General features: G+C 71.0%; 18 protein-coding genes. 8 read left to right on the plus strand and 10 right to left on the minus strand.

The annotated features are described in order from the left end of the window. Window positions 1-137: 137 nt before the first annotated feature. Window positions 138-2,450 (minus strand): transglycosylase domain-containing protein, encoded by a 2,313-nt coding sequence (locus AC07CM_RS41730; protein ID WP_478881763.1) that lies wholly within the window; start codon window positions 2,448-2,450, stop codon window positions 138-140. Between the two features lie 553 nt (window positions 2,451-3,003). On the opposite strand from AC07CM_RS41730, the gene wblA reads away from it, so the two are divergent. Further along, complete coding sequence (gene wblA / locus AC07CM_RS41735; protein ID WP_069779560.1) at window positions 3,004-3,342, plus strand: transcriptional regulator WblA; 339 nt, start codon at window positions 3,004-3,006, stop codon at window positions 3,340-3,342. Between the two features lie 280 nt (window positions 3,343-3,622). Here the strand turns inward: wblA and bagB are convergent, their stop codons facing one another. Further along, window positions 3,623-4,948 (minus strand): ATPase BagB, encoded by a 1,326-nt coding sequence (gene bagB / locus AC07CM_RS41740; protein WP_478881764.1) that lies wholly within the window; start codon window positions 4,946-4,948, stop codon window positions 3,623-3,625. Further along, window positions 4,945-5,922 (minus strand): ATPase BagA, encoded by a 978-nt coding sequence (gene bagA / locus AC07CM_RS41745; RefSeq protein ID WP_478881765.1) that lies wholly within the window; start codon window positions 5,920-5,922, stop codon window positions 4,945-4,947. The genes bagB and bagA overlap by 4 nt, the downstream gene beginning before the upstream one ends. 71 nt (window positions 5,923-5,993) lie before the next feature. On the opposite strand from bagA, the gene AC07CM_RS41750 reads away from it, so the two are divergent. The 4 genes from AC07CM_RS41750 (at window position 5,994) to AC07CM_RS41765 (ending at window position 8,392) form a co-directional block, all read left to right on the plus strand. Next, window positions 5,994-6,155, plus strand: coding sequence for a Sp36 family protein (locus tag AC07CM_RS41750; RefSeq protein WP_003975360.1), 162 nt, complete (start codon window positions 5,994-5,996; stop codon window positions 6,153-6,155). Next, window positions 6,152-6,616, plus strand: a complete 465-nt coding sequence (locus tag AC07CM_RS41755; RefSeq protein ID WP_478881766.1) for a RidA family protein — start codon at window positions 6,152-6,154, stop codon at window positions 6,614-6,616. Before AC07CM_RS41750 ends, AC07CM_RS41755 begins: the two co-directional genes overlap by 4 nt. Window positions 6,617-6,683: 67 nt before the next feature. Further along, on the plus strand, window positions 6,684-7,565 hold the full coding sequence (locus tag AC07CM_RS41760) for an NUDIX hydrolase (RefSeq protein ID WP_478881767.1): 882 nt from the start codon (window positions 6,684-6,686) through the stop codon (window positions 7,563-7,565). After that, complete coding sequence (locus AC07CM_RS41765) at window positions 7,562-8,392, plus strand: MBL fold metallo-hydrolase (RefSeq protein WP_478881768.1); 831 nt, start codon at window positions 7,562-7,564, stop codon at window positions 8,390-8,392. Before AC07CM_RS41760 ends, AC07CM_RS41765 begins: the two co-directional genes overlap by 4 nt. A 53-nt stretch (window positions 8,393-8,445) precedes the next feature. On the opposite strand, the gene AC07CM_RS41770 is transcribed toward AC07CM_RS41765, so the two are convergent. Both AC07CM_RS41770 and AC07CM_RS41775 read right to left on the minus strand, forming a co-directional pair. Beyond that, window positions 8,446-9,282, minus strand: coding sequence for a nucleotidyltransferase domain-containing protein (locus AC07CM_RS41770; protein ID WP_478881769.1), 837 nt, complete (start codon window positions 9,280-9,282; stop codon window positions 8,446-8,448). 147 nt (window positions 9,283-9,429) lie between these two features. Beyond that, complete coding sequence (locus AC07CM_RS41775) at window positions 9,430-10,104, minus strand: Crp/Fnr family transcriptional regulator (RefSeq protein WP_018547939.1); 675 nt, start codon at window positions 10,102-10,104, stop codon at window positions 9,430-9,432. A 275-nt stretch (window positions 10,105-10,379) separates the two neighbouring features. Between AC07CM_RS41775 and nth the strand changes: the two genes are divergently transcribed. From nth to AC07CM_RS41790, 3 genes are all read left to right on the plus strand, one after another. Beyond that, a complete protein-coding gene (gene nth / locus AC07CM_RS41780; protein WP_478881770.1) occupies window positions 10,380-11,330 on the plus strand; it encodes an endonuclease III in 951 nt (316 codons plus the stop codon). A gap of 52 nt (window positions 11,331-11,382) precedes the next feature. Then, complete coding sequence (locus tag AC07CM_RS41785) at window positions 11,383-12,078, plus strand: NUDIX hydrolase (RefSeq protein ID WP_478881771.1); 696 nt, start codon at window positions 11,383-11,385, stop codon at window positions 12,076-12,078. Window positions 12,079-12,174: 96 nt separating this feature from the next. Then, a complete protein-coding gene (locus AC07CM_RS41790) occupies window positions 12,175-13,374 on the plus strand; it encodes a MarP family serine protease (RefSeq protein ID WP_478881772.1) in 1,200 nt (399 codons plus the stop codon). Window positions 13,375-13,402: 28 nt separating this feature from the next. Here the strand turns inward: AC07CM_RS41790 and AC07CM_RS41795 are convergent, their stop codons facing one another. The 5 genes from AC07CM_RS41795 to acs all read right to left on the minus strand — a co-directional run bounded on the left by AC07CM_RS41795 (window position 13,403) and on the right by acs (window position 18,804). Beyond that, window positions 13,403-13,582, minus strand: coding sequence for a hypothetical protein (locus AC07CM_RS41795; RefSeq protein WP_478881773.1), 180 nt, complete (start codon window positions 13,580-13,582; stop codon window positions 13,403-13,405). Between the two features lie 128 nt (window positions 13,583-13,710). Then, window positions 13,711-14,646: an alpha/beta fold hydrolase gene (locus AC07CM_RS41800; RefSeq protein WP_478881774.1), complete on the minus strand. Its 936-nt coding sequence runs from the start codon at window positions 14,644-14,646 to the stop codon at window positions 13,711-13,713. Then, window positions 14,643-15,131 carry a phage holin family protein gene (locus AC07CM_RS41805; RefSeq protein ID WP_478881775.1) on the minus strand — a complete coding sequence of 163 codons (489 nt, stop codon included), beginning with the start codon at window positions 15,129-15,131 and terminating at the stop codon, window positions 14,643-14,645. Before AC07CM_RS41805 ends, AC07CM_RS41800 begins: the two co-directional genes overlap by 4 nt. A gap of 54 nt (window positions 15,132-15,185) precedes the next feature. Next, window positions 15,186-16,628 carry a Na+/H+ antiporter NhaA gene (gene nhaA, locus AC07CM_RS41810; protein WP_478881776.1) on the minus strand — a complete coding sequence of 481 codons (1,443 nt, stop codon included), beginning with the start codon at window positions 16,626-16,628 and terminating at the stop codon, window positions 15,186-15,188. A gap of 220 nt (window positions 16,629-16,848) precedes the next feature. Further along, complete coding sequence (acs, locus tag AC07CM_RS41815; RefSeq protein ID WP_478881777.1) at window positions 16,849-18,804, minus strand: acetate--CoA ligase; 1,956 nt, start codon at window positions 18,802-18,804, stop codon at window positions 16,849-16,851. Window positions 18,805-18,874: the final 70 nt, after the last annotated feature.

Genomic DNA, 18,874 nt, shown 5'->3' on the forward strand with positions numbered 1-18,874 from the left:
CCTCCCCCCCCCCCCCCCACACCCCCCCCCCCCCCCCCCCCCCCCCCCCCCCCCCCCACCCCCCCCCCCCCCCCCCCCCCCCCCCCCCCCCCTCCCCCCCCCCCCCCCGCCGTCATGCCGGGAGGGCTGTGCGGGAGCTAGCCCCGCCGGCCTCCGGGCCCGTTGTGGCCGCCGTTGCTCTGGCCCTGGATGAAGTTGCCGGGGAGGGAGATGGTCGGGGTCGGGACGGTGCCGCCGGTGGTGTCACCCGTGGTGCCCCCGGTCGTTCCCCCGTCCGTCAGTCCGCCGATCAGTCCGCCGATCAGTCCGCCCGTGTTGTCCCCCTTTCTCCTGCCGTCGGTCCCGCCCTGTCCTTTTCCCCGGCCGTCCCCGTTGTCCTCGTCGTCGGGGATGTCGACCAGGTTGAAGTCCGGGGCGTCCTTGCCCTCGAGGGCGCCGGCCATGGCGTCCCGCCAGATCGGGCCGGGGACCTGACCGCCGTAGACGAGGTCGCGGTAGACCCCGCCGATGGTGATGTGGGTCATCTCCACGTTCTGCTTGGCGCTGCCGACCCACACCGCGCCGGCCATGTTGGGCGTGTAGCCGACGAACCAGGCGTTCTTGCGGGAGTCGGTCGTACCCGTCTTGCCCGCGCTCTCGCGGTCGGTCAGGCCCGCCTCCTGGCCGGTACCGGAGTCGACCACGCCGCGCAGCAGGGTGTTGACGGTGTCGGCGGTCTGCTCGCTCATCGCGCGCGAGCAGGTCGACTTGGGCACCTGGAGCGACTTCTCCTCGTTGCCCACCTTCTGGGTGATGGACTCGATGGCGACCGGGGTGCAGTACATGCCGCGGGCGGCGAAGGTCGCGTACGCGTTCGCCATGGTCAGCGGGGAGAGACCGATCGAGCCGAGGGCGATGGAGGGGGTCTCCGGGAGCTTCGAGCCGTCACCCTGCACCACGTGCAGCGCGTCGGTCATCTTCACCACCGGGCACAGGCCGATGTCGGAGATCAGCTGCACGAAGTAGGTGTTGATGGACTTGGCCATCGCCTCCTTCATGCGGTACGGGCCCTTCTCCGACTCGTTCTCGTTCTCGACCGTCTCGTTCTTGGTGTTGACGTAGGGGTTGCTGCTGCACCGCTGGACGGGACTCGGGTAGTTCATCTTGTACGGCGCCGAGTACTCCTGCGTCGCCGGTTTGCCGCCCTCGATCGCGGCCGCCGCCACGAACGGCTTGAACGTCGAACCGGTCGGGAAGCCGTAGTTGGAGCCGCCCATGGCCCGGTTGACCGAGAAGTTGTACTCGGTCTCGTTGTTGCCGTACCCGAAGGGCTTCGACTGGCCCATCGCCAGGACCTTGCCGGTGCCGGGCTCGACCAGCGTGGCGGCCGCGGCGACCTTGTCCGACTTGTAGACGTGCTCCTTCAGGGAGGCCTGCACGGAGGCCTGGGCCTGCGGGTCCAGCGTCGTACGGATGGTCAGGCCGCCCCGGTTCCAGAGTTTGGCGCGCTCCTCACGGGTCTTGCCGAAGGTCGGGTCGGTCAGGAAGACGTTCTCGACGTACTTGCAGAAGAACGCGGCGCCCTTGGTGGCCGTGATGCAGCCGTTCTTCGGCTTGCTGACGTGCAGACCGAGGGGCTTCTCCTTTGCCCGGTCGGCCTCCGCCTGGGAGATGTCGCCGACCTCGGCCATGCGCTGCAGCACGGTGTTGCGCCGCTTGGTGGCCTCGGCCTCGTCGTTCACCGGGTCGTAGCGGCTCGGGGACTGGACGATGCCCGCGAGCAGTGCCGATTCCTGCAGGCTCAGGTCCTTGGCGTGCTTGGAGAAGTAGCGCTGGGCGGCGGCCTCGACGCCGTAGGCCTGCTCACCGAAGAAGGTGATGTTCAGGTAGTTCTCGAGGATCCGCTTCTTGCCGAGCTTCTCCTCGATCTGGATCGCGTACTTGAGCTCGCGGACCTTGCGCCCGAGGGTCTGCTGGGTGGCCTCGGCGACCTTCGTCGGGTCGTCGCCGGCCTCCTCGATGAAGTAGTTCTTCACCAGCTGCTGGGTGAGCGTGGAGGCGCCCTGGGCGACCCCACCGCTCTGCGCGTTCTTGTTCAGGGCGCGCAGCACACCCTTGAGGTCGATCGCGCCGTGCTTGTAGAAGCGGGAGTCCTCGATCGCGACGATCGCCTTCTGCATGTACGGCGAGATGTCCTTGAGCTCCACCACCGTGCGGTCACGGGAGTAGACGGTCGCGAGCTGGTTGCCCTGGCCGTCCAGTATGGTCGTGCGCTGGCTGAGCTGGGGACTCTTGAGGTTGGCCGGGATCTCGTCGAAGCCCTTGACCGAGCCCTTGGCCGCTAGGCCCAGCGCGCCGGCCGCGGGCAGCGCGATGCCCGCCATCACGGCTCCCGCGAGCACACTGACACCGAGGAACTTGGCGACCTGCTGCGTTGCCGACAGGCCACCGCCCGAGCGCTTCTTTGGCATGGGGGCAGCCTAATCCGTACTGATGAGCGTTCCGATGGAGCGACCGGCTCTCGGGATGTTCGGGTGCCGGATCGTGATGTCCGTGATGTCCGTCGCGGGCGCATCGGGGCAGGCCGGCGGGCAGGGGTCGCATCACGGCAGGGCAAAGCCGGCGCCTACGTTCTCATTCGCCGGACACGCGCGCAGGCCTTGGCCTAAGCTGCTATCAACTGTCACAGCGGTGCGGCCACGTATCAATACGTCCGGCGACCCCGAATCGTTCCGGAAGTACCCCGACTTTCTGGTGGGGGCGTGTCCGAATCCGCCTCGTGTGTCACCTGGCGCCCGGTGTGGCGCACCACAGCTGTCCCGCTTTGCCGGGATGGTCGCGCATGTCGTCAGCTCACTCCCGCGGGTGATCTGCCGCTTACCCATAGTCCGTTCGGGCCATTCAAGATTGGGCCCGAAGGGGGTGTTGCGCTGTCCCCACCTTCCGTAACGTCCTCAACTGGCGGCGGTGAATATGCCGCTGCCGCCGTGGGGGAGCCTCGATTCGGGAGAGGACGGCGCCGGTATGGGCTGGGTAACCGACTGGAGTGCGCAGGCCGCCTGCCGCACTACCGATCCGGATGAACTGTTCGTGCAGGGAGCAGCGCAGAACAGGGCCAAGGCGGTGTGCACCGGATGCCCGGTACGCACCGAATGCCTGGCCGACGCGCTGGACAACCGCGTGGAGTTCGGCGTGTGGGGAGGCATGACGGAGCGGGAGCGCCGCGCACTGCTGCGCCGGCGGCCCACCGTGACCTCCTGGCGCCGGTTGCTGGAAACCGCCCGCTCGGAGTACGAGCGGGGCGTCGGCATCGTGCCCCTCGACAGCGACGAGGTGTACGAGCACTACGCGGCGGTGAGCTGAGGACATCGCCCCCGGCACAGACCCGGGGCCACTCCGGCCGGCCATGAGGCATGGGAAGCAGCGGTCGGAGGCGTGTTCCGGGACGACACCCACCGGCATGCCCGCCGGAACCTTCGCGGGGTCACCCGCCGTGCGGGGGCGTGCCCGTGAGGCCGTCATGCGGGCGTATGCCCTTGGGGCAGCGCCCACAGGGCACGGGCGTACGCGCGGCGACCCGTCGCCCGTCGGCGCGCCCACGGGCCATGGCTCGGCTCGGGCGCGCGCTCGTGTGCGCACGGTGCTACGACAGCTCCGTTCGCCCCGCCGCCAGCCGTTCGCCGATGTCGCGCAGACCCGTGAGGTCGTGCACGTCACCGGGCAGTGCGGGCACCTCGACAACCGCCACCTCGGGGTGGCGGGCGGTGAAGCGGTCACGCGTGCGCTGCTCGCGCGAGAGCAACTGCATGCGTTCGGCGTGCAGCCTCAGCAGGCCTGCGGTGAGCTGGTCGACGGAGCGCTCCGCGGTGGCGGGGGAGCCTTCTTCGGGAGCGGGGTCCTCAGCTGCGGCCTCGGAAGCGGAAGATTCTGAACTGCCTTGCGTGTCGGGAGAGTTACGAAGTCCAGCTTTCCCGTCCCCCTGATCCACAATGCGGGGCTCCTCAAGATTTTCCGCGGCGGCGAGCGCCCGCTCGGCCGAAAGCCGGCCGGCGCCGCTGCCGTGGACCCGGTTGAGCACCAGTCCCACCAGCGGCATGTCCTCCGCGTCCAGCCGCTCCACGAAGTACGCGGCCTCGCGCAGCGCGTCCCGCTCCGGGGCCGCCACCACGAGGAACGCCGTACCGGGCGCCTGCAGCAGCTTGTACGTGGCGTCCGCGCGGGTACGGAAACCACCGAACGTGGTGTCCATCGCGGCCACGAAGGTCTGCACGTCCTTCAGCAGCTGGCCGCCCAGCAGCTTGCCCAGCGTGCCGGTCATCATCGACATGCCGACGTTGAGGAAGGCCATACCGGCGCGGCCGCCGAGCTTCGCCGGAGCGGTCAGCAGCCGGATCAGCCGGCCGTCCAGGAAGGAGCCGAGCCGCTTGGGCGCGTCCAGGAAGTCCAGCGCCGAGCGGGACGGCGGGGTGTCCACCACGATCAGGTCCCACTCGTCCCTGGCCCGCAGCTGGCCCAGCTTCTCCATGGCCATGTACTCCTGCGTGCCCGCGAAGCCCGCCGAGAGCGACTGGTAGAAGGGGTTCGCCAGGATCGCGGCCGCCCGCTCGGGGTCCGCGTGCGCCTCGACGACCTCGTCGAAGGTGCGCTTCATGTCGAGCATCATGGCGTGCAGCTCGCCGTCGTCCTCGGTGCCCTTCACCCGGCGCGGCACGTTGTCCAGCGAGTCGATGCCCATCGACTGGGCCAGCCTGCGCGCCGGGTCGATGGTGAGTACGACCACCTTGCGGCCCCGCTCGGCCGCCCGCAGGCCCAGCGCCGCCGCCGTCGTCGTCTTGCCGACCCCGCCCGAGCCGCAGCACACCACGATGCGGGTCGTCGGGTCGTCCAGCAGCGGGTCGACGTCGAGTACGCGCGCGGGGGAGAGGCGAGGGCGGGCGGCGTCCTGCGCCTGGGCCGGGTCCGGACTCATGACAACCCCTGCTTCCGCAGCTCGGTGGCGAGTTCGTACAGGCTCGCGAGGTCCATGCCCTCGGCGAGCAGCGGCAGTTCGTGCAGCGGCAGGTCCAGCTCGCCGAGGACCGTACGCTGCTCCTGCTCCAGCGCGTACCGCTCGGCGTACTCCGTGGCCTGCTCCAGCAGCGGGTCCACCAGCCGCTCGGCGTGCCCGCCGCGCCGTGCTCCGCCGAGCCCGGCGGCCGACAGGGCCTGCGCGACGGAGGAACGAGGCACGGACCGTACGAGTTCCAGGTCGGCCGCGTCCAACACCTGGGGCCGGACCATGTTCACGACGACCCTGCCCACCGGGAGCCGGGCCGCGCGGAGTTCGGCGATGCCGTCGGCGGTCTCCTGGACCGGCATCTCCTCCAGCAGCGTCACCAGGTGCACCGCCGTCTCCGGCGACTTCAGCACCCGCATCACCGCCTGCGCCTGATTGTGTATCGGGCCGATCTTCGCGAGGCCGGCCACTTCGTCGTTGACGTTGAGGAAGCGGGTGATGCGCCCGGTGGGCGGGGCGTCCATCACGACGTAGTCGTACGTGAACCGGCCCGACCTGTCCTTGCGGCGCACCGCCTCGCACGCCTTGCCGGTGAGGAGGACGTCTCTGAGACCCGGCGCGACGGTGGTGGCGAAGTCGATCGCGCCGAGCTTCTTCAGGGCCCGGCCCGCGCCGCCCAGCTTGTAGAACATCTGGAGGTAGTCCAGAAGGGCCAGTTCGGGGTCTATGGCGAGTGCGTACACCTCCCCGCCGCCCGGAGCCACTGCGATCTTCCGCTCCTCGTAGGGCAACGCCTCCGTTTCGAAGAGCTGTGCGATTCCCTGGCGGCCCTCGACCTCCACGAGAAGCGTCCGCTTCCCCTCGGTGGCGAGGGCCAGCGCGAGTGCGGCGGCGACCGTCGTCTTTCCGGTCCCGCCCTTGCCGCTGACGACCTGGAGCCTGCTCACGCCTTCGAGCCTAACCAGTCCGGCCGACAGTCACGCGGGAGGCTGTGGATAACAGCGGCTACAGTCGGCCCATGACCAAGTGGGAATACGCAACCGTGCCGCTGCTCGTCCATGCCACGAAGCAGATTCTGGACACCTGGGGCGAGGACGGCTGGGAGCTCGTCCAGGTCGTGCCCGGGCCCAACAACCCCGAACAGCTCGTGGCCTACCTGAAGCGGGAGAAGCAGGCGTGAGTGCGGTCGAGGCCAAGCTGGCCGAACTGGGCCTGACCCTGCCGGAGGTCGTACCGCCGCTGGCGGCGTACCAGCCGGCCGTGCGGTCCGGTGCGTACGTCTACACCGCCGGCCAGCTGCCGATGGTCGAGGGCAAGCTGCCGATCACCGGCAAGGTGGGCGCCGAGGTAACGGCGGAGGAGGCCAAGGACCTGGCCCGGACCTGCGCGCTGAACGCGCTGGCCGCCGTGAAGTCCGTGACCGGCGACCTGGACCGCATCGCGCGCGTGGTGAAGGTCGTCGGCTTCGTCGCCTCCGCCTCCGACTTCACCGGGCAGCCGGGCGTCGTCAACGGCGCCAGCGAACTGCTCGGCGAGGTCCTCGGCGACAAGGGCGTGCACGCCCGCAGCGCGGTGGGCGTCGCGGTGCTGCCGCTGGACGCGCCGGTCGAGGTCGAGATCCAGGTCGAGCTCGCCCCGTGACCCACTGAAGCCCCGCTGACCTCGGGCACCTCTCGAACATTCGCCCTATCCGGGATAGCCTCCGGCCATGGCGAACGGTCAGTGGTACCCCCCGGAGTGGCCGGACCGCATCCGTGCGCTCGCGGACGGCACCCTCACCCCGGTGTCCCCCCGGCGCGCGGCCACGGTGCTGCTCCTGAAGGACACCGCAGCAGGCCCGGCCGTCCACATGCTGCGCAGACGCGCCTCCATGGCCTTCGCCGGAGGCGCGTACGCGTACCCGGGGGGCGGGGTCGACCCGCGCGACGACGACCGCCAGGTCCGCTGGGCGGGCCCCACGCGCGCGTGGTGGGCGAACCGGCTCGGCGTGGACGAGTCCGGCGCCCAGGCGATCGTGTGCGCGGCCGTGCGGGAGACGTACGAGGAGGCGGGCGTCCTGCTCGCCGGGCCCGACGCCGGTTCGGTCGTCGGCGACACCACCGGCGACGACTGGGAGGCGGACCGCGCCGCCCTGGTCGCGCGCGAGCTGTCCTTCGCCGAGTTCCTCGACCGCCGCGGCCTGGTGCTGCGCTCCGACCTGCTGGGCGCCTGGACCCGCTGGATCACCCCCGAGTTCGAGGCCCGCCGGTACGACACCTGGTTCTTCGTCGCCGCGCTCCCCGAGGGCCAGCGCACCCGCAACGCCTCCACGGAGGCCGACCGCACGGTGTGGATCCGCCCCGAGGAGGCCGCCGCCGGGTACGACAAGGGCGAGCTGCTGATGATGCCGCCCACCATCGCCACCCTGCGCCAGCTGCTCCCGTACGGCACCGCCGCCGAGGTGCTCGCCGCCGCGCCCGCGTGCGACATGACCCCCGTGCTTGCCGGCGCCCGCCTCGTGGACGGCGAGATTGTCCTGTCCTGGCCGGGGCACGCGGAGTTCACCAAGCACATTCCGACGGCTCCGAACACGGGCGGAGGCTCCGCATGACCGACGCAGCAGCACTGCCCGGCCAGCCCCGGGGCGCCGTCCTCTCGGGCCCGGCGACCGAACGGGCCGTCAACGTGCTGGCGCCGAACGCCTCCGCGATGACCCTGGACGGCACCAACACCTGGATCGTCGCCGAGCCCGACTCCGACCGCGCGGTGGTGATCGACCCGGGCCCGCTGGACGACACGCATCTGCGCAACGTCGTCGACACGGCCGAGAAGGCCGGCAGGCGCGTCGCCCTCACCCTGCTCACCCACGGCCACCCCGACCACGCGGAGGGCGCCTCCCGGTTCGCCGAGCTGACCGGCACGCGCGTGCGTGCCCTCGACCCGGCGCTGCGGCTCGGCGACGAGGGCCTGGCCGCCGGGGACGTGGTCACCGTCGGCGGCCTGGAGCTGAGGGTCGTGCCGACGCCGGGGCACACGGCGGACTCCCTGTGCTTCCACCTGCCGGCCGACGGGGCCGTGCTGACCGGCGACACGATCCTCGGGCGCGGTACGACCGTGGTGGCGCACCCCGACGGCCGCCTGGGGGACTATCTGGACTCCCTGCGCCGGCTGCGGTCGCTGACCGTGGACGACGGCGTGCACACGGTCCTGCCGGGCCACGGGCCGGTCCTGGAGGACGCCCAGGGGGCGGTCGAGTTCTACCTCGCCCACCGCGCCCACCGTCTCGCCCAGGTCGAGACGGCCGTCGAGGACGGCTACCGCAGCCCCGCCCAGGTCGTCGCGCACGTGTACGCCGACGTGGACCGCTCGCTGTGGCCGGCGGCCGAGCTGTCGGTGCGGGCCCAGATGGACTACCTGAGCGAGCACGGGCTCATCTAGGGCCTGTCCGCCCGTCCCCTGTCCTCCTGTCCTCCTGTTCGCCTGCGACCCCATCAGCCGGACGGGCTCTGGTCCGGCCGGGGCGCCTTGACCCCGTGCACGCGCGCGTACTCCTCGGCCAGCCAGGGGCCGAGGTCGTCCACGTACGACCGCAGGACCTCGGGGTCGCCGACCGGTTCGTGGCCGTACTCCGCCGCCCCGAGCAGCAGCGCCGCCCGCTGTGGGTAGTACGCGCCGAACACCTCCGCCATCTCCCGCAGGTCGCTGGTCCAGCCGTTCCAGCGGGGCATGACGAGGGTGAAGCCGGTGCGCACCAGGTGCCGGGACATGAAGCGCACCAGCGGCCGCCGGGCCTCCTCGGAGTCCGCGGCGGCGGCGATGCGCTGCCGCCAGCGGGGCAGGAGCAGCGCGAGGTCGCCGTTGGTCTCCCGGGCGAGCAGGGAGTCGGGCCGGTAGCGGGGCAGGTACTCGGCGAGGTCGTCACCGAGCAACGGGGTGCACAGGCAGGCCACGAACCAGCCCAGGTCGTGCGTCTCCAGGTCGCTCAGCAGCCGCGCCCGCCCGTACAGCAGCGTGCCGACGCCGTCGATCTGCGGGAACTCCTTGTCGAGCGCCTCGCCGAGGGCGCGGGCGGCCTCCCGGTCGGCGTCGGCCGGCTCCTCGCGCAGGGCGACGAGCAGGTCCAGGTCGCTGCGTCCCACGCGCGCGGTGCCGCGCGGAACGGAGCCGTAGAGGTAGGCGCTGTGCAGGCGCGGGCCGAAGAGGTCCAGCAGCCGGTCGCGGGCCGCGGCCACGACCGGCCGGAAGGCGTGCGGCACGCGCGCGAGGGAGCCCTCGCGCTCGATGAAGCCCAGGCCGTCGAGGCCCTTGGATGCAGCGGTTGCGGCCATGGGGCCACTGTGCCCGGTCGGGAGTGCCGGGTCAGCTGATTTACGGCGGGCCGTGGCGTGTTTTCAGCCCCGGGAAGCCACGGTCACGACAGCGGGGCCCGGCATTCCGAGAAGCCGGACCCCGCGGTCGTACGGTCGAAGCAGGCGTCAGCGCGAGCGCTTCGCCAGCCGCTCGACGTCCAGCAGAATCACGGCCCGCGCCTCGAGGCGGAGCCAGCCGCGCTGGGCGAAGTCGGCGAGGGCCTTGTTCACGGTCTCGCGCGAGGCGCCGACCAGCTGGGCCAGCTCCTCCTGCGTGAGGTCGTGGACGACGTGAATGCCCTCCTCGGACTGCACGCCGAAGCGGCGGGAGAGGTCCAGCAGGGCGCGCGCCACGCGGCCGGGGACGTCGGAGAAGACCAGGTCGGACATGGCGTCGTTGGTCTTGCGCAGCCGGCGCGCGACGGCGCGCAGCAGGGCGGTGGCCACCTCGGGGCGCGCGTTCAGCCAGGGCTGGAGGTCGCCGTGGCCGAGACCCAGCAGCTTGACCTCGGTCAGCGCGGTGGCGGTCGCCGTGCGCGGGCCCGGGTCGAACAGCGACAGCTCGCCGATCAGCTCGCCGGGGCCGACGACGGCGAGCATGTTCTCGCGGCCGTCGGGTGAGGTGCGGTGGAGCTTGACCTTGCCCTCGGTGACGACGTAGAGCCGGTCGCCGGGGTCGCCCTCGTGGAACAGGGAGTCGCCGCGTGCGAGGGTCACCTCACTCATGGAGGCGCGAAGCTCCGCGGACTGCTCGTCGTCGAGAGCCGCGAAGAGCGGGTTGCGCCGCAGAACGTCGTCCACGAGTTCTCTCCTTGTCGACCTGCTCAGGGGATCTTGCTCCCCCGTGTGCCAGGGGACCGTGTTCCCCATTTTGCCGGACGGTCCAAACAGTGTGATCTGTCACAAGGATGCCGCACAGGTGTCCCGGGGTAAGCGGCAGGGGTCCAATCGGGGGCCGATCTTCCGGGTCCGGGGCGGATGTCGGTGCCGGGCTTTAGGCTGGCCGGGTGTCCAAATCGCCGGTGAGAGCACAGGCCAAGGGGGCTTAGCGGGTGGTTGTACGTCGCGATTCCGCTGTGGGCGAACAAGGTCCCGGCGGAAGTAAGAAAACAGGCAAAACGGTTAAAAAGACCGCTCCTGCGAAGAAGGTTACGCCTGCCGAGAAGGTGGTGGCCGCCAAGAAGGCCGTTCCGGCCAAGAAGGCTGCCAAGAAGGCCGCGCCGATCAAGAAGATCGCGGTGAAGCCCCCGGCCGGCGAGTCCCGCACCGCCCTGGTCCGCCGCGCCCGCCGCATCGACCGCGAGCTCGCCGAGGTCTACCCGTACGCCCACCCCGAGCTGGACTTCGAGAACCCCTTCCAGCTCCTGGTCGCCACGGTGCTGTCGGCCCAGACCACCGACCTGCGGGTCAACCAGACCACCCCGGCCCTCTTCGCGAAGTACCCCACACCCGAGGACCTGGCCGCCGCCAACCCGGAGGAGGTCGAGGAGATCCTGCGCCCCTGCGGCTTCTTCCGCGCCAAGACCAGGTCGGTCACAGGGCTCTCCAAGGCGCTCGCCGAGGACTTCGGCGGCGAGGTGCCCGGCAAGCTGGAGGACCTGGTCAAACTGCCCGGCGTCGGCCGCAAGACCGCCTTCGTCGTCCTCGGCAACGCCTTCGGGCGGCCCGGCATCACCGTGGACACGCACTTCCAGCGGCTCGTGCGGCGCTGGCAGTGGACCGACGAGACCGACCCCGACAAGATCGAGGCCGCCGTCGGCGCGCTGTTCCCCAAGAGCGACTGGACCGACCTGTCCCACCACGTCATCTGGCACGGCCGCCGCATCTGCCACGCCCGCAAGCCCGCCTGCGGCGCCTGCCCCATCGCCCCGCTCTGCCCGGCCTACGGCGAGGGCGAGACCGACCCGGAGAAGGCCAAGAAGCTCCTGAAGTACGAGAAGGGCGGCTTCCCGGGCCAGCGCCTGAAGCCACCGCAGGCCTACCTCGACGCCGGCGGGACACCCGCCCCGCCGCTGGGGGCCGGATGACGGAACGATGTCGGTGCCCTCGGGCGTTGGACACGGCAGGACGGGGGTGGCGATGACGTACACGCACGACACGCACAAGGGTCCGGTGACGCTGAGCAAGGAGGGCCTGCCGGGCTGGCTGGACCCGGTGGTCCGGGCGGCGGAGACCGTCGAGCCGCTGCAGCTGAGCCGCTTTCTGCCGCCGGAGAACGGCTCGGGACGCAAGTCGGCCGTGCTCATCCTCTTCGGCGACGGCGAGCGCGGCCCCGAGCTGCTGCTCATGGAACGGGCCGGATCCCTGCGCTCCCACGCCGGCCAGCCCTCCTTCCCCGGCGGCGCCCTCGACCCGGAGGACGGCGACCCGCGAGGTGACGGGCCGCTGCGGGCCGCGCTGCGCGAGGCCGAGGAGGAGACCGGCCTCGACCCCGCCGGCGTCCAGCTCTTCGGTGTGCTGCCCGCCCTCTACATCCCGGTCAGCTCATTCGTCGTCACACCCGTGCTCGGCTGGTGGCGCGAGCCCAGCCCGGTCGGGGTCGTCGACCCGAACGAGACGGCCCGCGTCTTCACCGTCCCCGTGGCGGATCTCACGGACCCCGCCAACCGCGCCACCACCGTCCACCCCAGCGGCCACCGAGGCCCGGCATTCCTGGTCGAATCGGCTCTGGTCTGGGGTTTCACGGCCGGAGTGATCGACCGCCTGTTGCACTTCGCGGGCTGGGAGCGCCCCTGGGACAGGGACAAGCAGGTCCCGCTCGACTGGCGGTCATGACAGGGTGTCTGCCGTGCTGTGTTTCTCCGGGGGCGCCCACCCCCGGACCCCCGGCCGAGCCGCTGGGACCGGAGTGAATAGGCGAGGCCTGAAGCAGTGAACGTGCTGGACATCCTGTTGCTGGTCGCGGCCGTGTGGTTCGCGGTCGTGGGCTACCGCCAGGGCTTCGTCGTCGGCATCCTGTCGGTGATCGGGTTCCTCGGCGGCGGTCTCGTCGCCGTGTACACGCTGCCCGTGATCTGGGACGCCGTGACCGACAACGCGCGGGTCGGCACCACCGCGGCCGTCGTCGCCGTGGTCGTCGTCATCGTCTGCGCCTCCGTCGGCCAGGCCCTCACCACCCATCTCGGCAACAAGCTGCGCCGCCACATCACCTGGTCACCGGCCCGCGCCCTGGACGCCACCGGCGGCGCCCTCGTCAACGTCGTCGCGATGCTGCTCGTCGCCTGGCTGATCGGCTCCGCCCTCGCCCAGACCACGCTGCCGACGCTCGGCAAGGAGGTCCGCAACTCCAAGGTGCTGCTGGGCGTGTCCGAGACGCTGCCCGCCGAGGCCGACACCTGGTTCAAGGACTTCACCTCGGTCCTCGCGCAGAACGGCTTCCCACAGGTCTTCAGCCCCTTCTCCAACGAGCCGATCAAGGACGTCCAACCGCCCGACCCGGCCCTGGCGAACAGCCGGGTCGCCACCCGCGCCCAGCGGTCCATCGTCAAGGTCACCGGCACCGCCCAGAGCTGCGGCAAGGTCCTGGAGGGCACCGGCTTCGTCTTCGCCGACCGCCGGGTCATGACCAACGCGCACGTCGTCGGCGGCGTCGACGAGCCCACCGTGCAGATCGGCGGCGAGGGCCGCAAGTACGACGCGAAGGTCGTCCTGTACGACTGGAAGCGCGACATCGCCGTGCTCGACGTACCGGATCTGAAGGCGAACGCCCTCAGGTTCACCACGCGGGACGCGGCCGGCGGCGACGGCGCGATCGTCGCGGGCTTCCCGGAGAACGGCTCCTACGACGTCCGCGCCGCGCGCGTGCGCGGGCGCATCACGGCCAACGGCCCGGACATCTACCACCGCGGCACGGTCAGCCGCGACGTCTACTCCCTGTACGCGACCGTCCGTCAGGGCAACTCCGGCGGCCCGCTGCTCACGCCCGACGGCAAGGTGTACGGCGTGGTGTTCGCCAAGTCCCTCGACGACGCCGACACCGGCTACGCGCTCACCTCGGACGAGATCCAGCGGGACATCACCCGGGGACGTACGGCCAACGAGCAGGTGGGCACCGACAGCTGCGCCCTGTAAGGGGGTTGTGGGAAGCGTCCCGCGGGGCTCAGCCTCGCGGGTGACGCAGACGCACGGAGACCCAGCGGGCCCGGCGGCGCAGGATGCGCGGAATCCCCACCCTGAGGTCCGCTTCACCGAGCTGCGGAGTGCCTCGCTGCGGGGAGCTCGGCCCTGAGGCGGAGCGGCGGTTGCGGGGTGCGTCACTGTAGTCGTGCGTCCAGCCCATACCCCGACGTGTGCCCCCGCCCCAAGGTCGATAACCGCTTCCGAGCCGCCCAATTGGCCTATGCGGCAGGCATGTGGCCGTTCGAGGGACAAGTGTTCAGGAGCCGGATACTCCACGCACCCGAACGGTCACCGGTCGGGTTCGGGATCCTTCAGCCAGTTGACGAGTTCGGTCGAGAACGCCGCCGGGTCCTCCTCGTGCGGGAAGTGGCCGAGCCCGTCGAACAGGCGCCAACGGTACGGCGCTTCGACGTACTCGCCCGAACCGGCCGCGCTGCGCGTCCGCGTCACCGGGTCCAGCGAGCCGTGCAGATGCAGCGTCGGCACCCGAACCGGCCTTTTCATACGGCGGTTGAACTGGATGCCGTCCGGGCGGGCGAGCGAGCGCACCAGCCAGCGGTACGGCTCGATCGCGCAATGAGCCGTGGACGGGATGCACATGGCCCGCTGGTACGTCTCCACGGTCTCGTCCTCCGGCAGCCGCGGCCCGGACCACTCCCGGATCAGCCGGCCCACCAGCGCGCCGTCGTCGGCGGTCAGCTGCCGCTCCGGGATCCACGGCCGCTGGAAGCCCCAGATGTAGGAGCCGGCGGCCGTCTGCCGGGCGTCCCGGAGCATCGCGGAACGCCAGCGACGGGGGTGCGGCATCGAGACCACCGCGAGCCGTCGTACGAGCTTGGGTCGCATCGCCGCCGCCGTCCACGCCAGATAGCCGCCCAGGTCGTGGCCGACCAGCGCGGCGTCCGGCTCGCCCAGCGAGCGGATCACGCCGGTGACGTCCAGGGCGAGGTTGGCGGGGTCGTACCCGCGCGGGGTGCGGTCGCTGCCGCCGACGCCCCGCAGGTCCATGGCCACCGCCCGGTAGCCCGCGTCGGCGAGCGCGACCAGCTGGTGCCGCCACGTCCACCAGAACTGCGGGAAACCGTGCAGCAGCAGCACCAGGGGCCCGTCGCCGAGTTCGGCGATGTGGAAGCGCGCGCCGTTGGCGGCGACGTCCCGGTGCGTCACCTTCACCCCGTGGGGGAGGTCGATCCTTACGGCCGAGGCCGCGGCGGGCTCGGTCATGACGACGTGCGCACCCCGGCCTCGATGGCCACGGGCTCCCGGTCCTGCGGCAGCTCCGGGCGCGGGTGCGGCTTGGCGTTCTGCAGGACGCTCGCCGACTCCTTCACCGACGCGGCGACCTTCTGCGGGCCCTGGCTCTTCTTGGCCTTCTTCGCGAACACCATGCCGATCAGCGCGAGCAGGCCGGCGACCAGGACGTTGGCCGCGAAGGAGAGCAGGAAGCAGACGGCGAGGTTCCAGCCGCTCCAGGTCCGAATGCCGTACGCCAGGGCGAAGTTGAGCATCGGAAGGGAGAACAGCAGGAGCACGCCGGCCGCCGAGAAGGCGCCGCCGCTCGTCGCGCCGCGCTTGACGTCCTGCTTGAGCTGGGCCTTGGCCAGCGCGATCTCGTCGTGCACCAGCGCCGACATTTCGGTCGTCGCCGAGGCGAACAGCTGGCCGATGCTGCGTTCGGCGCCGACCGGGCTGCCGTCGGGTGCGCTCATCGCGTTCTCCCTCTGAGTCTTTCGTGCCGTCTTGATTTGTACCGTCTCGTCAGATCATGCCGGACGGTCGCCTTCCTCGCCTGCCCCGCCCGGTACTTCCTGAAGCCCGTGGCGCGCCGCCGCGGCCTTCTCGGCGGCGATGCGCCGGTGCTCGGCGGCCTTCCGCTCGAGGATCTCCGCCATCCGCAGGTGATAGGCCGGGTCGTCCTGCTCGTACACGTCCGGGATGCCGTCCAGGTCCTCGTCGCGCTCCTCGTCCTCGCACAGCCCGCGGTACTTGGCGTTCCGCATCTTCAGCAGCACCGTGGCACACACGGCCGCGATCAGCGATCCGGTGAGGACGGCCGCCTTCACCTCGTCGGTCAGCACGGCGTTGCCCTCGAAGGCCAGCTCGCCGATGAGCAGGGAGACGGTGAAGCCGATCCCGGAGAGGGCGGCCACCGCGAAGACGTCGGCCCAGGCGAGGTCCTCGCTGAGCGAGGCCCGGGTGAAGCGCGCGGTCAGCCAGGTGCCGCCGAAGATCCCGGCCGTCTTGCCGACGACCAGCCCGAGGACGACGCCGAGCGTCTGCGGCTTCGTGAACACGTCCACGAGCGCCCCGCCGGACACCACCACCCCGGCGCTGAACAGCGCGAACAGTGGTACGGCGAGACCGGCCGACAGCGGCCGCACCAGGTGCTCGATGTGCTCGCCCGGCGACTGCCGCTCGTTCTCCCGGGTGGTGCAGCGCAGCATCAGGCCCATCGCCACGCCCGCGATGGTGGCGTGCACGCCGCTGTTGTACATCAGCCCCCAGACGGCCAGCGCCAGCGGCACGTACACGTACCAGCCGCGTACGCCCTTGCGCAGCAGCAGCCAGAAGACCACCAGCCCGGCGACGGCCCCCCCGAGCGCGGCGAAGTCGATCCGCTCGGTGAAGAAGATCGCGATGATCAGGATCGCGAAGAGGTCGTCGACGACCGCGAGGGTCAGCAGGAAGGCGCGCAGGGCGCTGGGCAGCGAGGTGCCGATGACCGCGAGGACGGCCAGCGCGAAGGCGATGTCGGTGGCGGTGGGGACCGCCCAGCCCTGCGTGGAGCCGTGTCCGGTGAGGTTGGTGAGGGTGTAGACGAGCGCGGGTACGGCCATTCCGCACAGCGCGGCCACCACGGGCAGCGCCGCCGCCCTGGGGTCGCGCAGATCCCCGGCGACCAGCTCGCGCTTGAGCTCGATGCCGGCGACGAAGAAGAACACGGCGAGCAGGCCGTCGGCGGCCCAGTGGGCCACGGACAGGTTCAGGCCGAGGCGGCTGGGGCCGAGGTGGTACTGGCTGACGGCCTCGTAGCTGTCGTGCAGTCCGGGTACGTTCGCCCAGATCAGCGCCGCGACCGCTGCCAGGAGGAGCAGGACACCGCCGACGGTCTCGGTGCGCAGCGCGTCCGCGACGAAGGTCCGCTCCGGCAGGGACAGGCGTCCGAGAAACCTACGGGCGGTGTTGCGGGTGCGGGGCGCGGCCACGGCGGGGACCTCCGGGTCGGTACGGCGGTTCGTCGGCCGTCGCCGGGGTCGCCGACGGCCCTGCCGACCAGACTTCCCGGCACACCTAGAGGTTCTTCTCGCCCAGGGGGCTTTGTTTAGTTTACCTAAGATCGCCGGGGATGCATCCGGTGCACTCCACCGTAGGCACAAAAAGGGCGCCCGGCGCGGTCTGCCGGGCGCCCCTCCTGTGCCGTACCGCCTAGTCCTCGCTCGGCGCCGCCGGGAGCTTGGTCTGGATGAGGTCCATGACCGTGGAGTCCGTCAGCGTGGTGACGTCACCGAGCTGGCGGTTCTCGGCCACGTCCCGCAGGAGGCGGCGCATGATCTTGCCGGACCGGGTCTTCGGCAGCTCCGCCACCGGCAGGATCCGCTTGGGCTTGGCGATCGGGCCGAGCGTGGCGCCGACGTGGTCGCGCAGCTGGCCGATCAGCTTCTCGTCCTCGGACGCCGTACCGCGCAGGATGACGAAGGCGACGATCGCCTGGCCGGTGGTCTCGTCGGTGGCACCGACGACGGCCGCCTCGGCGACCGACGGGTGCGAGACGAGCGCCGACTCCACCTCGGTGGTGGAGATGTTGTGCCCGGACACCAGCATGACGTCGTCCACCCGGCCCAGCAGCCAGATGTCCCCGTCGTCGTCCTTCTTCGCGCCGTCACCGGCGAAGTACTTGCCCTCGAAGCGCGACCAGTAGGTGTCGATGAACCGCTGGTCGTCGCCCCAGATGGTGCGCAGCATCGACGGCCACGGCTCGGTGAGGACGAGGTAACCGCCGCCGCCGTTGGGCACCTCGTTCGCCTCGTCGTCCACGACGGTCGCGGAGATGCCGGGCAGCGGGCGCTGCGCCGAGCCGGGCTTGGCCTCGGTGACGCCGGGCAGCGGCGAGATCATCATCGCGCCGGTCTCCGTCTGCCACCAGGTGTCGACGACCGGCGTCCGCTCCGCACCGATGTGCTTGCGGTACCAGATCCATGCCTCGGGGTTGATCGGCTCGCCCACGGAGCCGAGGATCCGCAGCGAGGTCAGGTCGAACTGCGCGGGGATGTCGTCGCCCCACTTCATGAACGTACGGATCGCGGTCGGCGCCGTGTACAGGATCGTGACCCGGTACTTCTCGACGATCTCCCAGAAGCGGCCCTGGTGCGGGGTGTCCGGGGTGCCCTCGTACATGACCTGGGTCGCGCCGTTGGCCAGCGGCCCGTACACGATGTAGGAGTGCCCGGTGACCCAGCCGACGTCCGCCGTGCACCAGAAGACGTCCGTCTCCGGCTTGAGGTCGAACACCGCCCAGTGCGTGTACGCCGTCTGGGTGAGGTAGCCGCCGGAGGTGTGCAGGATGCCCTTCGGCTTCCCCGTCGTACCGGAGGTGTAGAGGATGAACAGCGGGTGCTCGGCCTCGAACGCCTCCGGGGTGTGCTCGGCGGACTGCCGCGCCACCAGATCGTGCCACCAGACGTCCCGCTCGTCGTTCCAGGCCACGTCCTGGCCGGTACGGCGGACCACCAGCACGTGCTCGACGTTGTCGACCTTCGCGATCGCCTCGTCGACGGCCGGCTTCAGCGCGGACGGTTTGCCGCGCCGGTAGCCGCCGTCGGAGGTGATGACGACCTTGGCGTCCGCGTCCTGGATCCGGGTGGCGAGCGCGTCCGCCGAGAAGCCGCCGAAGACGACCGAGTGCGCGGCGCCGATCCGGGCCGAGGCCAGCATCGCGATCGCCGTCTCCGGGATCATCGGCATGTAGATGGCGACCCGGTCGCCCTTGCGGACACCCAGTTCCAGCAGGGCGTTGGCGGCCTTGGAGACCTCGTCCTTCAGCTCCGCGTAGGTGATCGCGCGGCTGTCGCCGGGCTCACCTTCGAAATGGATGGCGACCCGGTCGCCGTGCCCGGCCTCGACATGCCGGTCCACGCAGTTGTACGCGACGTTCAGCTCGCCGTCCTTGAACCACTTCGCGAACGGCGGGTTCGACCAGTCCAGCGTCTCGGACGGTTCCTTGGCCCAGGTCAGCCGGCGGGCCTGCTCGGCCCAGAAGCCGAGCCTGTCAGCCTTGGCCTGTTCGTACGCCTCTGCCGTGACGTTGGCATTCGCGGCCAGGTCAGCGGGCGGCGCGAAGCGTCGCTCCTCCTTCAAGAGGTTGGCCAGGCTTTCGTTGCTCACGACATCTCCCTTTCCCAGGGTGTCCGTTGTGTCCCAGGCCACAGCTCATCAGACGCGAGGGGCCGATGAC

The organism is Streptomyces sp. NPDC044061 (assembly GCF_056434305.1).